This is a genomic window from Streptococcus sp. HMSC36C04 (assembly GCF_001839535.1).
GTDB classification, from domain to species: domain Bacteria; phylum Bacillota; class Bacilli; order Lactobacillales; family Streptococcaceae; genus Streptococcus; species Streptococcus hominis.
Genome location: NZ_KV841587.1, coordinates 57275 through 71505, shown reverse-complemented (window position 1 = coordinate 71505; position 14231 = coordinate 57275). Strand labels below are relative to the sequence as shown.

The 14231-nt window shown below is 40.2% G+C and carries 16 protein-coding genes; 5 read left to right on the top strand and 11 right to left on the bottom strand.

Translation table 11 applies throughout. The annotated features are described in order from the left end of the window. Positions 1–66: 66 nt before the first annotated feature. The gene (locus HMPREF3249_RS03315) at positions 67–651 is read right to left on the bottom strand and encodes a DNA-3-methyladenine glycosylase (RefSeq protein ID WP_059221632.1); all 585 of its coding nucleotides are present in this window, start codon (positions 649–651) and stop codon (positions 67–69) included. A gap of 253 nt (positions 652–904) precedes the next feature. On the opposite strand from HMPREF3249_RS03315, the gene HMPREF3249_RS03310 reads away from it, so the two are divergent. Next, a complete protein-coding gene (locus tag HMPREF3249_RS03310; protein ID WP_059221634.1) occupies positions 905–1729 on the top strand; it encodes a Cof-type HAD-IIB family hydrolase in 825 nt (274 codons plus the stop codon). Between the two features lie 251 nt (positions 1730–1980). On the opposite strand, the gene dltD is transcribed toward HMPREF3249_RS03310, so the two are convergent. From dltD to HMPREF3249_RS03285, 5 genes are read right to left on the bottom strand one after another with little or no spacing between them, the layout of a single operon-like run. Further along, positions 1981–3249 (bottom strand): D-alanyl-lipoteichoic acid biosynthesis protein DltD, encoded by a 1269-nt coding sequence (gene dltD / locus HMPREF3249_RS03305; RefSeq protein ID WP_059221636.1) that lies wholly within the window; start codon positions 3247–3249, stop codon positions 1981–1983. Beyond that, the gene (dltC, locus tag HMPREF3249_RS03300; protein WP_003027846.1) at positions 3242–3481 is read right to left on the bottom strand and encodes a D-alanine--poly(phosphoribitol) ligase subunit DltC; all 240 of its coding nucleotides are present in this window, start codon (positions 3479–3481) and stop codon (positions 3242–3244) included. Before dltC ends, dltD begins: the two co-directional genes overlap by 8 nt. Positions 3482–3496: 15 nt before the next feature. Then, the gene (dltB, locus tag HMPREF3249_RS03295) at positions 3497–4741 is read right to left on the bottom strand and encodes a D-alanyl-lipoteichoic acid biosynthesis protein DltB (protein ID WP_059221638.1); all 1245 of its coding nucleotides are present in this window, start codon (positions 4739–4741) and stop codon (positions 3497–3499) included. After that, positions 4738–6264, bottom strand: a complete 1527-nt coding sequence (gene dltA, locus HMPREF3249_RS03290) for a D-alanine--poly(phosphoribitol) ligase subunit DltA (protein WP_373878935.1) — start codon at positions 6262–6264, stop codon at positions 4738–4740. Before dltA ends, dltB begins: the two co-directional genes overlap by 4 nt. Before the next feature lie 33 nt (positions 6265–6297). Beyond that, positions 6298–6429 carry a teichoic acid D-Ala incorporation-associated protein DltX gene (locus HMPREF3249_RS03285; protein ID WP_021002226.1) on the bottom strand — a complete coding sequence of 44 codons (132 nt, stop codon included), beginning with the start codon at positions 6427–6429 and terminating at the stop codon, positions 6298–6300. Between the two features lie 303 nt (positions 6430–6732). Between HMPREF3249_RS03285 and HMPREF3249_RS03280 the strand changes: the two genes are divergently transcribed. From HMPREF3249_RS03280 to HMPREF3249_RS03265, 4 genes are all read left to right on the top strand, one after another. After that, the gene (locus HMPREF3249_RS03280; RefSeq protein WP_003027850.1) at positions 6733–7059 is read left to right on the top strand and encodes a PadR family transcriptional regulator; all 327 of its coding nucleotides are present in this window, start codon (positions 6733–6735) and stop codon (positions 7057–7059) included. After that, positions 7046–8041 carry a DUF4097 family beta strand repeat-containing protein gene (locus HMPREF3249_RS03275; protein ID WP_003027851.1) on the top strand — a complete coding sequence of 332 codons (996 nt, stop codon included), beginning with the start codon at positions 7046–7048 and terminating at the stop codon, positions 8039–8041. The genes HMPREF3249_RS03280 and HMPREF3249_RS03275 overlap by 14 nt, the downstream gene beginning before the upstream one ends. Before the next feature lie 9 nt (positions 8042–8050). Further along, a complete protein-coding gene (locus HMPREF3249_RS03270) occupies positions 8051–8668 on the top strand; it encodes an HAD family hydrolase (protein ID WP_003027852.1) in 618 nt (205 codons plus the stop codon). 217 nt (positions 8669–8885) lie between these two features. Beyond that, complete coding sequence (locus HMPREF3249_RS03265; protein WP_003027853.1) at positions 8886–9500, top strand: hypothetical protein; 615 nt, start codon at positions 8886–8888, stop codon at positions 9498–9500. 229 nt (positions 9501–9729) lie between these two features. On the opposite strand, the gene HMPREF3249_RS03260 is transcribed toward HMPREF3249_RS03265, so the two are convergent. The 5 genes from HMPREF3249_RS03260 to HMPREF3249_RS03240 form a co-directional block, all read right to left on the bottom strand. After that, positions 9730–11190: a carbohydrate-binding domain-containing protein gene (locus HMPREF3249_RS03260; RefSeq protein WP_059221640.1), complete on the bottom strand. Its 1461-nt coding sequence runs from the start codon at positions 11188–11190 to the stop codon at positions 9730–9732. Positions 11191–11203: 13 nt separating this feature from the next. Then, entirely contained in the window at positions 11204–11884 is a 681-nt protein-coding gene (locus HMPREF3249_RS03255) for a DUF4956 domain-containing protein (protein ID WP_059221641.1), read from the bottom strand. Next, positions 11865–12599 (bottom strand): polyphosphate polymerase domain-containing protein, encoded by a 735-nt coding sequence (locus HMPREF3249_RS03250; protein ID WP_059221643.1) that lies wholly within the window; start codon positions 12597–12599, stop codon positions 11865–11867. Before HMPREF3249_RS03250 ends, HMPREF3249_RS03255 begins: the two co-directional genes overlap by 20 nt. A gap of 158 nt (positions 12600–12757) precedes the next feature. Next, positions 12758–13150 carry a hypothetical protein gene (locus HMPREF3249_RS03245; RefSeq protein ID WP_049533144.1) on the bottom strand — a complete coding sequence of 131 codons (393 nt, stop codon included), beginning with the start codon at positions 13148–13150 and terminating at the stop codon, positions 12758–12760. 91 nt (positions 13151–13241) lie between these two features. Continuing rightward, on the bottom strand, positions 13242–14000 hold the full coding sequence (locus HMPREF3249_RS03240) for a DUF6261 family protein (RefSeq protein WP_022525255.1): 759 nt from the start codon (positions 13998–14000) through the stop codon (positions 13242–13244). Between the last annotated feature and the right edge of the window lie 231 nt (positions 14001–14231).

Genomic DNA, 14231 nt, shown 5'->3' with positions numbered 1-14231 from the left:
AAATCAAAAACAGAATGGAGAGTGAACCTTTTTCAGTTGTTGGACTCTTTTCTCCACTCTGTTTTTTTAATTATCTATTTTCCATGTCTTAGAATCTGGCAATAAACCTACCTTCGAAATTTTAGAAACATGCCGATTGCCCATAACATAAAAGCCTAGAGGCGCAGCTCGCCATTCATCTGTACAGGTCACGCCAATTCGAGAGCGCGAGCCAATTTGAAACGGGACAGCATTTCCTACCAATTGCAATCTTGAAGTGGTCAAACCTTGACCATCAAATTCCTTGGTAATCCCTGCAAATTTGGTTAATTTTCCTGGGCCGTTGGCAAGCAATGTCCCGTCTGGCAATTCCAAGGCTCGAATCAAGACAGCTTCTGCGACATTCTCAGCTCTTGTGACTAGATTCAACATTTGATGTCCGTAGATTTGATAGACATACCAGTGTCCAGCAGATAAATACATAGACTCGTTTTTCGATGTGCGTTTGCCATGCGCACTATGACAAGCACTATCTTTAGCTCCCAAATAGGCTTCTGTCTCAACAATTCGTCCCAACACTTGTCCGTCTAAGCACAATTGCATACCTAACAAGGACTTAGCCGTTGCGACTGTATCTGTCTGCATGATGTGTTTAAATTCTTTTGATAACATGATTTCATTATAACATGAATTCCATACAAAAAAGCAATCGAGAAAGACTGCTTTTTTGTTTAGGAGATTATGATGAAAAAAGTTTTTTTAGGATTAGTTATAAGATACCTTGTTTTGCTTAAATTTGTCTTAATAGAAAACAGCTAAACCGCTTTCAAAAATTCTTTTTTGTGTTAAAATAATAACAAAGAAGAAAAATGAACATTCTGATTATCACCCCACAATGATATCATGCTTATAAGGAAGAAATTTTATGAACAAACGACCTATCCGCCTTGTCATAAGCGATATTGACGGTACTATTTTAAATGACCAACACCAAGTTGATTATCAGCTAAAAACACAGCTTCCTCTTTTGCAGGAAAAAGGAATCCCTTTTGTGTTGGCATCTGCACGTTCACCACTTGGCATGGAGCCAATCGCACAGCAGCTTGGTCTCATTGACAATCCATTGGCTTGCTACAATGGCGCTCTTGTCATCAAAGGAAATCCTCAGAATTATGATATTTTAATGGAACACGCTTTGGATAAAAAAGAAGTTCGTTGTCTGCTAGAGCTCGTCCAAGAGAAGTTTCCAGCTGTAGCTATCAATCTCTATACAGGAAAGGATTGGTTTGCTGAACAGATTGACAAATGGGTTCAGGAAGAAGCAGATATTACCGGTGAAAATCCTATCCTTCAATCTCTAGTTTCTGTTGTAGAAGGGCGTGCTTCTATTCACAAACTTCTTCTGATAGGTGAAGCAGTCATCATTCAAAATCTTCACGACTATCTGCAAAACACAGATTTTCCTAAAACAGCCTTTTATCTTTCAAAAGAGAATTATCTAGAAGTTACAGCTAAACAGGTTTCTAAGGAAAATGCTCTTCAAGAGATTGCTCATTTTTACCAAATCCCTCTCCAGCAAGTCATGGCAATCGGTGATAACTTCAACGATCTCCCCATGCTGAAATTGGCCGGATTAGGCGTGGCTATGGGAAATGCTCCTAAAGCAGTCAAAGAGCAAGCTACTATAGTCACTCTGACAAACAATGAGGGAGGAGTTGCTCAAGCAATAGAGCAATACGTCTTGGATTAACAGCTATCTTTCCAAAATACAATAGAAAAATGAACGGATTCATAAAATTCTCTAGTTCTCCATATAAAAATTAAGGGAATTATATACCTGTTTACACAACCGCAAAGTATAGTTGTCAAATTTACAAAATCTTGTTTTAAAATACTACATATTGTAATTGGCGTAAACTGCTATATAGTTCCCCAAAATAAAACACGGACAAGCAAACTAGCAACCAACTAGTTAAAATCTTTGTTCGTGTTTTCTTTTTCTTATTTAAAATTCTCAATTGCTCCGTCATAATTTGCCCATTCTTTGCTGAAGAATCGATCATTCATCCGGTAAGTCGGAGCAGGCTTTGGATTGGAAATAAAAGGATTGACAGCCTTATCAAACGCCAGCCAGCCAAGCCAGCCCATGTGAATGGTGTCCTGCATAAAATAAGGTTTCCCACCATCGTTTGAAAAGTCTGCAATATTGGTAAAACCTTGGCTTTCCAACTGATAACGAATTTTCTTCACCGCTTGTTGGTACTTTTCTTGACTCAAACCAGTATAGGCCATCCACTTTGCATTGACAGGGGGAATAACAAAGATTGGATTCGTTTTTGACTTGGCAAATTGCTTCAAAACAAGCTGTAAGTCATTATACTCAGGAGACTTGACATAGGATAGCTTTCCCTGCGAACCTTTGAGCTTCTTTAAATGCTTTCGCAAACGGCGACGATAGAACTTATTATCAATTCCCAAGTTATTATTGTTGGTATTTTTTTGTGCATCTTTAATAGCAAATTTTTCTAAATCCTCGTAGGAAAATTTATTTGGTAAACGCTTGACTTGAGGCTGAACCAATTTTTCATAATTTGCATTGCGTTCGGCAAATAGTGAGCTAAAAAGAGCATCCTCCCGCTGATTCAAACGACTAATAAGACGAATATATTGCTTGTCAAAATTTGACAGTTTCTGATTAGCAGCGACTTTTTTTACATTGTCTTTCATAGCCACTGTCGGATACAGTTGTAAGAGACGCTTAGCCGCATACTGAGCAGCAATATCTCCTTCTTGCTGACGCAAGAAACTGGTCAATTGATCACTATTAAAATATTGTTGAAATGCTGCTGGACTGTAGCCTTTTTTGGTAAACCATTGAGGAGAGACCACATACACGACTGTTTTATTTTTCAGTTGAGGAAGCAGCTGCTGCATACCAAAATATTGTGTAAGAGACGCTGCGGCACGTTGCCCCAAAAAATACGGACGGTAATTGCGGTTGTATTTTTCTGACAAAACCGCAGGATGCATGCTGTCAAAGCGCAGCCATTCACTTGAACCAAAGTAAGGAACAAAGCGGTGCTTTTTATCTGTCAAAGTACGTACTTTTTGTGTTCTTCCCTTGAAACTTCCCGCCGTCAAAGTAACAGCTGAGCGCTTTTCAGCTTGGTAATCATGTTGTTGCTTGGTTGGGTAGAAAAATAGTAAAGCCACCACCATCAAAAGGGCGCAGAAAACTGGACCTAAAATGAGCCACAATCGTTTAAGCATTGCGAAGCTCCGTTACGCCTTCAATAATTTTATTAGCCGTATTCCAATCATCACGACCAAATTCTGAGACGGGAACATGAATGTCAAAATGGTTTTCTAGCTCAACAATCAATTCCACAGTACCCATACTGTCCAGAACTCCTGCATCAAACAAATCTTCGTCCATCATGTCTGATACATCTTCCATAAATAAATCATCAATAATTTCTAATACTTCTGCTTTTACGTCCATTAGAGAACTCCTTTTTTATTTTTTAAACCATAAGTCATTCAAAAATCCTGAGAAGATTAAGAATGAAAACATTACAACATTAAAGGTGATAAACATCCCCACTGCTTGTGTCCATTTGTTATCTGGCAATGGTGGCAAATTCTTCTTTTTCCGTTCTTTATTGACGGTCTTCTTCTTTCGCACCCAAGCGTCATTGATAACGAGCCCTAGACCATGAAAGAGTCCATAAGCAATGTAATACCAAGTAACCCCGTGCCAAAAGCCCATGACTAGCATGTTGATGATATAAGCTACGCTTGAAGTGGTGTTCCGATTTTTAAATACTTTATTTCGGATAAGTACTGTGACCAGCCGCATAAATACAAAATCACGGAACCAGAAAGACAGACTCATGTGCCAACGATTCCAAAACTCTTTCAAATCGCGCGAAACGAAAGGTTTATTAAAGTTAATCGGACTTTTAATGCCCATTAGATTGGAAATAGCGAGGGCAAACATGGAATAACCCGCAAAGTCAAAAAATAAATCCAATCCAAATACATACATCACTCCTAGAGTTGGCAGGTTGAAGATACCACCCATTTGCACCGCATATTGCTTGAGAGGAGGCAAAATCATTGAGCCTAAAATATGTGCCAAGATAAACTTGTATAGAAAGCCAAGCATTATGTATTGAACGGATTGCTCCAACATATCTAGCAGTTCATCACGCTCAGGGATATTTTCATAATCTTGATTGAACCGCTTAAAACGATCAATCGGCCCACTTGAAAAAGTCGGCATAAAGAGCATGAAACGTAGAAAATCCCATAAGCTAAAGTCTTTTAGTACGCCATCTCGCAGCTCAATAATCATTCCTACTGAACGAAAAGTCAAATAAGAAATTCCCAAAAAGCCTAAGAGTGATTGATGTCCATCAATCGCCGGCGTCACTTTTACAAGGAAAAGCGGCAAGATAGAGAGAGCAATTTGCAAGTAGAATATCCACTTGCTGTCTCTTGCTTTTCGATAAATTTTGTAAGACCAAACCCAAATCATCTGCCAAATAACGTAAAACAGTAGCGCATAAATTTGCGTTAACTTCGGTCCAGTCAGCATAAAAATGATAAAAGCAAAGCTGACCAGAGCTTCATAAATGGGAAATCTTTTTTTGAAGAATAAACCAACAAAGATTGGCAAAACGGCTAAAATGATATAAACAAAATACTGCGGATCCCCGTACGGTTCCAAGTGAGGAAGCTGTCTTATGAAATCCATCATCGGTTGTTGACCTCGCTAATCAAACCTTTAATATCAATCTTACCATTTGGTGTCAATGGCAAGGAATCCCGATAAAGGAATTTGGAAGGCATCATATAAGACATCATAATATCTTGCAAATCTTCTTTGATAGCTTTGGTGATGTCAATCTCACGCTCAAATTGTTCCTTAACCCCGTCCTTCAGGATGACATAGGCTAGAAGGTTTTGTACTTTATGATCTTTATTGTAACGCGGTACAGCCACAGCTGAGTCCACATATTGAGACTTGTTCAGGTTTTGGGAAACATCTTCTAATTCAATACGAAAACCGTTGAACTTGATTTGGAAATCCATACGACCGCCATAAAGCAGTAAACCTTCATCTGTCATAGTACCAACATCACCTGTATGATAAGCTGGTAACCCTTCAAATTCAAAGAATGCTTCGGCTGTTTTCTCTGGATTGTTCATATAGCCTTTTGATACAGCTGGTCCAGATATAATGATTTCTCCTTGCTCACCATTTGGCAATTTGTTTCCGTCTTCATCAATCACAAAAGTTGGAGAATCTGCTTTGGTATAGCCAATCGGCAAGCGTTTCATATTTGTCAGCATATCATCCGTTATAGCAACGGCAGATAGAGCCACAGTTGCTTCTGTCGGACCGTAAGCATTGATAATACGTGCATTTGGAAAACGGTCACGCAATTTTTGAGCCGTTTTAACCGTCAATTCTTCTCCGTCAAAGTAGAAATGTGTAATGCCTGGCATTTTTTCAGCATTGAAATCTTCAGACAGCATTGCCATGTCTGCAAAAGACGGCGTGGATGTCCAAATAGCGATTGGCAAATTCAAAATAGTCTCAAACAGCTGCTTGAAATCTTGCGTAATGGCAGACGGAACTGCAAAAAGTGTTCCTCCAAGTGCCAAGGTTGGCGCCCAGTACATAACTGATAAATCAAAAGAGTAAGGTGGCTGCGCCAACATTTGCGGACGAGCTGGAGTCGCAAATTCCTTATCTGTAATCATCCAGTTGGTAAAGCTAAGCAAATTATCGTGCGAGATTTGCACACCCTTTGGCTTTCCAGTCGTTCCTGAGGTGAAAATGATATAGTAATTCGCATCACCTTTAACAGGGTGTGTAATTTCGTAAGGATGTTTGGCTGCAAAAGCTACTTGAACTGTTGTTACATCAAGAATCGGAATCGTCACATCTTTCAGCGGAAAGTCATTGATTGCAATAATGAGACTAGGCTGTGCCACTTCCACAATCGCTGTCACGCGCTCCAGAGCTGAATGACTATCAATCGGAATATAAGCATGTCCTGACTTCGTCAAAGCTACAAAGGTTGCTAACATGTCGTATTCTTGTCCACCAAACACCACCACTGGTGACTTTTCAGGAAGCGCAAGACTATCAATCTTTGCAGCGAGCGAATCCGAGTCCACTTTCAAATCATGATAAGTATGAGCTTCTCCGAGGACATTGTAAACTGGAAAATCTGGTTGAGACTGAGCAAAATGCTCAATCGTTTCAATCATGTCGTTAATTACTGAATTGGTCACAGTCTGCTCCTAAAATTCATTATAGATAAAACCACCTTGGCCTTGACCAAGATAATTAAAGAAATAAAGCAACGCTAGAAATATCACAAAATAAAGCAGCGTCTGTCCAAGAAATTTAAAAATTATTTTATGTTTTTTCATCATATTCATCACTTTTGTCTTACTTCTAGATAAGACTTAATATATTTTACCATTTTCTAACGCTATTTTTCAATACAAAACATTCTTTAATTGAGGAATTAAGCTAGAATTAAGGTTTATTTACAACAAACCTAGGGAAATCACAGATACTTCTTGACACAGTTAGCTGAAAAAATACGTCTACTAACAGCAACTTTTGATAATATATAAAAATTTTATATATTTTCTTGACTTTAAAAAGAAAAAGAACTATACTATGTATAGAAAAATTATATATAAAAATATTATATATAGGAGGTGCTCATGTATTTTCCAACATCTTCTACCTTGATTGAATTTCTCATTCTAGCGATTTTGGAAAGCGAAGATTCCTATGGCTATGAGGTTAGCCAAACGATTAAATTGATTGCCAATATCAAGGAATCAACCTTATATCCTATTTTGAAAAAGTTAGAAAAAAATCGTTATTTAACGACTTACTCGCAAGAATATCAAGGTCGAAAACGGAAGTATTACTCCCTTACTCCAGAAGGGCGAAAGCAGTTAAACACCCTTAAAAGGGAGTGGGAGTTATATACAGCGACAGTCAACGGTATCATAGAAGGGAACATTCGCCATGACAAAAACTGACTATTTAGCCGCACTAGAGAAATACTTGAAAACATTGCCAGAAGCAGATTATAAAGAAGCAATGGATTATTTTACGGAATACTTTGAAGAAGCCGGACCTGAAAATGAAGCACAAGTCATTGAGGAGTTGGGAGATCCCAAAGACGCAGCAGAAGAGATTATTCGCTCACTTTCATCAAATCAAGCAGAAGAAATGTCAACTCGTCCTCAACACCAGTCATCTGCACACAATCACCAATCATATACCGACAATGCTTATATCTTTGAAGACTATGCAACAATCTCTGAATTACATATTGATGTCACCACGCAAGATATTCTGATTGAGCCTTCACCTGATGATTTTTTCCACATCAAATACTATAATGGAAAAGGCAACAATCAAATCATTTCTACTGTTCAAAACGAGAAGTGGCACATTACAGAAAAAGGCAACACGCATTATAGTGGTTTGGACTGGATTATTAACGTCATGAAAAACGGTTTTGATAATCATCCTATTTGCATTCAAATCCCGAATGGCAAGATTCTTCAGTCATTCTCACTTCAAGCAACTTCTGGTGATGTAGCTGTATCTCATCTTCAAACACAAAAAGGAACGATTGAGCTTTCAAGTGGTGATTTGACCATGCGTCATTGCCATTTGCAACAGACCAATGTTACCCTTATCAGTGGTGATATTCATCTAGCACATGTCAAATTAACGGATTGTAAGCTATCTCTCGTGTCAGGGGATCTCGACACGCATTCTTTAGAAATTGCTGGTAAAACCTCTATTCAAACAACAAGCGGAGATATTTCACTTCATCTGCTGCACCATGATTTCAGCTATGATCTTGAAACAGTGCACGGAGACATTTCTATCTCTGATCAGCTCCAGCCGAGCCACCAAATCGTTGGCAACACAATCCGTCATAAAGTATCAACTTCTACAGATTCTCTTACTATCCAAGCTGTCAGCGGAGACATCAATCTTTATTAGAGGTTTCGCATGAAACAGATTCATTGGTTATTCTTTGATGTTGGCTCAACTTTGGTAAATGAAGAAAAAGCCTACCAAGATCGGATTGAGCAGGCTATTGCGGATACTCACATTTCTTATGCAGCATTTTATCAAACTATGATTCACTATTTTAAGGAAAACAAAAAGGGCGATGCGGAGGCTCTGAACGATTATGGTCTGAAGCGTCCGTCTTGGAGGTCTGATTTAGAGGTGCTGTATCCTGACTGCAAGCAAGCGCTGAAAACTCTCCACCAGCACTACAAGATTGGGATTATTGCCAACCAGTTACCGAACTTGCAAGCAAGATTGGGAAGATTTGGTATTGATTCTTGGATTGATCTGGTGATTTCCTCTGCCGATGTTGGCTTGGCAAAACCTGATCTCGCTATTTTTGAGTTAGCTCTCCAACAAGCGAACTGCTTAGCTGAAGGCGCTGTGATGATTGGCGACCGTTTGTACAATGATATTCTTCCGGCTAAACAACTTGGAATGCAAACCATTTGGATCCGACAGAGATTTAGCCGCTTGACCCACGTAACGAATCCAGCAGAAGCACCAGATTGGACTGTTGATAATTTGACAGAGATTCTAGAGATTTTAGGCTGAGCATGCAAAAAACTAGAGTTGTTTCGCTCTAGTTTTTTTAACGTTATCAACTTTATTATATCATAAATTTTTTTCAAAAATAGACTTGTTTCTTCTTATTTTTGTGATATATTGAAAGTGAAAAAAGGGGAATTCTTTAAGCAGTTCGTCAGAAGGGAGGATTTATAATTAGAGCTGTAGTTTTATCAATTTGATTTTATAAAAAGGAGGAAACACTATGAGGCGTTTAGGTTTAATGTTTATTAGCTTTTTAAGTTTCTTAGTTCTAGCCTTTGGCATTGGAACGACTGTAAAAGCTGATGAAACTACTGTTAAAAATTTTGATGTTGTAACAGTTACTAAAGATGAAATCTTAGCCAATTATGTTAGTAATACAGGCGTTAGTTTTGCAGAAGCTGAACGTACTTTATTCCCCAATAAGAGCACTTCTCAAGCTAGAAATGCTCAGCTAAATGAAGAAACTTCATATGTAGTGTTACGTGGTGCTACATATCAAGATGATACGTTAATTTCTTATATTCCAAATAATGCAGGACATGTCTATTTTTATTGTGAAGTTAGTAAAAGCGGTTGGTTTAGAGGAATAAAACGAATTGTTTATGCAGGTTATTATTCTGGAAGTTTAATATTCCAAGGAAATTTTCAATACGCTTTACCCGATGCCAATAGAATACACTTTACTTTAAACGGTCATTTGTATAGAAATACATCAACAACCACTTCAATCGGAGCTGGAATTGGTATTGGTCAGGTTGGTAGCTTTAATGTCGGAGTTGCTGATACATCTAGTTACCACAGTCCATTATATTATCATGGAAATAGGAGTTATTAAGTATGAAAAAAAAGATTGTTATTTTTCAAGCTATTTGGTTTGTTTGTTCCCCTTTCATTTCTTTATTTATTTGTAGAAATATGCCAATTATACGTGATTTATTATTTCATATATTTTTCTTAGTTTTAATCCTATCACAATGGTTAGCGATTAAAACACTATCACACCTTGACGATTAAGCAAAGGTCAAACGAAAGAGGTTGGGTTTTCCAGCCTCTTTTGTCTATCGTCACCGTACGCCAGGACCTCCGCCCATGCCGTTTCCATCTTGGGTAGTCAGGCTAGCTGTTGCGGTCGTGCTTTGTCCATTGACTGTAATGGTGTAGCTTTCACCGTCTTTGATAGCAGCTGAGCTAGCGAGAACGGATTGGAAATTTTTAGCAGCGGTATAGCTGAGGATTTCTTTGCCTGACGAATCGGTAATCGTCACCTTGTCCCCAGCACTACCAGACACATTCGCAAGGATGGAAGCTTGCTTAGAATTTGAGCCAAAGCCCATTGCCATGCCATTGCTGCCGACCATTACAACGGTTCCGCCAGTAATGGTGCCATTTCCGTCATAGTCAAGAGCGCCATTGCCACCATTTGTCGGCCCGTCCACATAGACTTCACCACCTGAAATGGTCAAATCCCCGTTAGAATCCAAGCCGTCCCCTTGAGCACTAACCTTGACCTTACCACCTGTGATGGTCAGACTGACACCAGCGGTCGCTTGCCCTGGAGCGCTCTCGCTGCTGCTACCGTCTGCGGCATTGATTCCGTCGTCATTGGCTGTCAAGTCTAAATCCCCACCGTTAATGGTGACGGTCTTGCCTTCTAGCGCTTCTTCGCTCTTTTCAACCTTAATCGTACCGCCGTCAATAAGAGCCGTATTAGAAGCGTGAATACCGTCATCTCCAGCGTTAATGGTAATCTTTCCAGACTGGATATAGAAATTGCCTAGCGATGTGTCTTCATCATTATCCGCGTGAATGGCATCTTCCGTTGCAGTCAAATTCATTGTCGCGTCTTTGATATTGATTGCGTCATTCGCTGAAAGGGCGTTTTTATAACCTTTAATCGTGTAGGTTCCGCCTGTAATGCGCAAATCATCATTGGATTCAATAGCATTGCCATACTTGCCTTCTACCGTCAGACTACCAGAACCATTGAAAGTGAGGTCGTCCTTGCTGTAAATCGCAGCGTCATAGTCTGTATTCTTGTGATTAGCAGAATCCGAAATCGTGTTCTTGCTGCCCTTTGCAAGCGTGATAAAAGTTTTATCTGCATTTTCTACGACAATAGCAGCATCTGTTCCGGTCATCGTGACTCCATTCAGCACGAGCTGAACCTTGTCTTGGTCGCCAACTTTAACGACAACTTGGACATTCTCACTTGAACCAGATAAGACATAAGTCCCAGCTTTGGTAATCGTCACTGTAGAGCCGGACACTTCCGCACCAGAACCAGAAGTCTTGGCAGATGAACCATTTAGGCTAATCTTAGTTGCTTTTGATTCATCATAAGAAGCATCTTGGTCACGCTTAGTAAAGTAATCAGACATCTTGGTGGTTGTTGTCTTACTTGTGCTAGAAGAGCTAGTGCCGGTTGAGTTGGTGTTTGTCATACTGCACGCCCCTAAAGCAACTGTCAATAGGACAAGTGGAATCAAACGTTTGAACTGTTTTCGTTTTGAGGTTGATCTTCTCATGGCTGTCCTCCTTTTATAGTTCATTTTCTTTTGTGACATAGCGGCTAATGGCAATCTCTAAATTCCCATTTCGCGTGCGCAAAGCATCCATTAACTCTTTCTCTGTCATTGTACCATTTAATTGGACAATATACTTAATCTTGAACAGACTTCCCATATCAGACGTTTTGACATTTGCTGGTTCAACATAGTTGGTCGCCTTTTGAAAGATGTCATCAAAGACCGTCTCATAGTCCAAACTTTCTGGAATGACAACGGTCACTTGGCGCATGGAATGTTTCATCTGCCCGAAATTCACCGTTTCCAGCAACAACATGACAACCGACATGATGATCGTAAAGACGCTGGCAAAGACAAGATAGCCCATACCGACAGCAATCCCAATCGTCATCGCAAGGAAAATCGCCAGCAATTCCTTAGCACCGCCCGGTGCTGAACGAAAGCGAATCAAGCCGAAAGCCCCCATGACCGCAACCCCTGCACCCAGACTGCCATTGACTAGGAAAATGACAATGGCAATCAAAGTCGGCAGCATAACCAAGGTCATCATAAAGGACTTGCTGTAAATGGTTTTGTACTGATAGACCTTGGCTAATATCAGCCCCAGCACTAAGGCAACACCAATCGCACCAAACATACTGGCTGGATTGACCGTTGTCCCTGTAAAGACATCACTAAATAGCTGATCGAACATGATTGATTACTCCTTTGTAGTCGGTTGTTTTCTTGTAGGCAACCCCGTATTTTGAGAAAGACTTTGGAAAAACGTGGTGACGATCCAGAATCTCTGCCAGCCAGAGTGGATACGCCCCCGGCACCTTGATTTCCATGATGACATGGTTGTCAGGAAGAAGGTTCTTGCCGTCTTTTCCTGCCAGTAAACTCAAATTTTTCGTCCGATAAGCCACATCATAGTCAATGGTAATCCGCACATTGGAGTTTTCTAAGCCTTTTAAAGAGTAGCGGTTGTAGTAGATATACATCATGGGCTGCACGCCACCGTAACGCTCACAAAGCCATTCGATTTCCTGTTTAATCTGCGAATCCTCAAGCTGGCATTCCCCTGCGAGATACTGCTCTGCTGTCAACAACTCAGTCGCAATCCGACGTTTATACACGACCTTGCGCACTTTTTTCTTGATTTCCAAAAAGACTTGGCTATCAGCCTGAGGGCTAGCATCATAAGTGCGCACGCGCAATTTTTCCTTGAAATAAGGCTTCTCCAAAGACTCCCGAATCATCTGATAGGTCGGTGTATCATAGTAGAGGTTGCCAATCGTTGAATAGGCGTGCTCATCTTCTGCCATATACGCTTCAAACTCCTGTAGCAAATCTGCCAACGTTTCCTTTGAGATGACGTACTTGGTTTCTATCCGTTGAAATTTATCTTTAAATGTTTTTTTAGCCATGAGATTGCTCTCCTTTGTCGTTCTTTATCTACGTAGTTTACGGGCAAATCCTTAAAAGAAAGCTAAAGAAAACTTAAAGAAAACAAAACACCCCCATTTTCTGGAGATGTTTAATAAATGTCTGTAGAATGAAATAGAAACTAGAAGCTACCGCAATCTTATTCTTCACTCTTCTCTTCTTTTTCTTTTTTGATAAGAAAACTGAAAATAATCAGAATAGCTGCTACCAGAAAAATCCAGTACCACACATCATGGCTGCTTCTCGGACCAGAGTAGAGGGAACGTGAAAAATAAATCATCAGATACAAGGAAGTTTCATTATAAAATTCCCAGTTAAAGTGATAGCTGCCTACTGGATAGGACCGCTTATGCGAACACTCTGGCACAAAGATCTGCAAAAGCAAAAATGTTCCCAATACAGCAAAATAAATCACATTGAACACGTCTAATTTCGCATAAGGTTCAACAACCAAGGAAACGAATATCATCATGCTCAACAGATAAAACCGCCACCGAAACCAAAATTCGTTATTAAAATGAAATCGTATCATCCCATCACACTTTCTAATTTTCTGCTCGTTCCTCTTCGTCTTTATCCTACCACTCTGACAGACAAACTTCAAGTAAGATGAAGGAGAAATGTTAGTTGATTTCTGCTACTTTTCCTGCTTCTGCTTTAGGCTCTTTACCCTTGCGACGGGCAAGGACATCTGCATAGTGCTTGCGGCTGTTATTGAGCACGGAAAGGAAGGTCGCATAAAAGCTATCGTCTTTGACTTGGTGCAAAATCACCACATAGTCCGCCAACTGTTGGTAAGGCGTCGCCACTTCTTTGCGCAATCGCTTGACATCATAGCTCACTTTTTGCAATTTCTCTTGGGAGCGAGAGGCAAAGAGTTGTTCAAAAGCTGAGTGACTTTCGGTCAGATTTTCAACGAATTTTCCAAGCGCTAAAGTCCCCACCTGCTCCTTATATGGGGCTGTTTTTAGCTTGTCCAGTAAGCTGACAACGAGGGCGGTTTCTTCCTCGTAATGCTTCTGATGAGCGTCTTTGTATTGGTCAAACAAGCGTTTCAAGCTGGCATAAGCTGCCTTTTCCTCTTCCCGCTTGGCTGCCCGATAAGGTTTCAGCGCATCGCGAAGAGCTTGCAAATCAGCGTCGCGCAATTCGTCAGCCGCACTAATCGAAGCTGATTTTTCACTCGCCCGAATCTGACCGAGAGAGGCTTGATAAGCAGGCAAGGCTGCTTTTATCTTCTTGACGAGAGCGGTAATGACATCCTCATTCTTAAAGTCGAGCGCTTCTTTCTCCACATCATCTAAAAAACGAGTGATAAACTGCGTGAATTCCGCATGACGGAGATTACTAATTTTAAGTCCAATGAGCTTTTCTTGCTTCATAAATTCCTTCTTTCCTTTTTTACTTGTCACTTAAAGCGACCGTTTCAATGACTTCTCCTTTTTCCGTCAGCGCGGCGGATGACCTCAACTACTTTTTGTTTGCTTCGTCCGCCCGGCGGAAAGTTTCCCTTACTTTTGGTTCACTCCGTCCGCCCGGCGGACAACATGAATCAAAAGTAGTTTATCTCGTCCGCCGGGCGGACGGAGTGAACGACAATCAGTTTGCCTTGT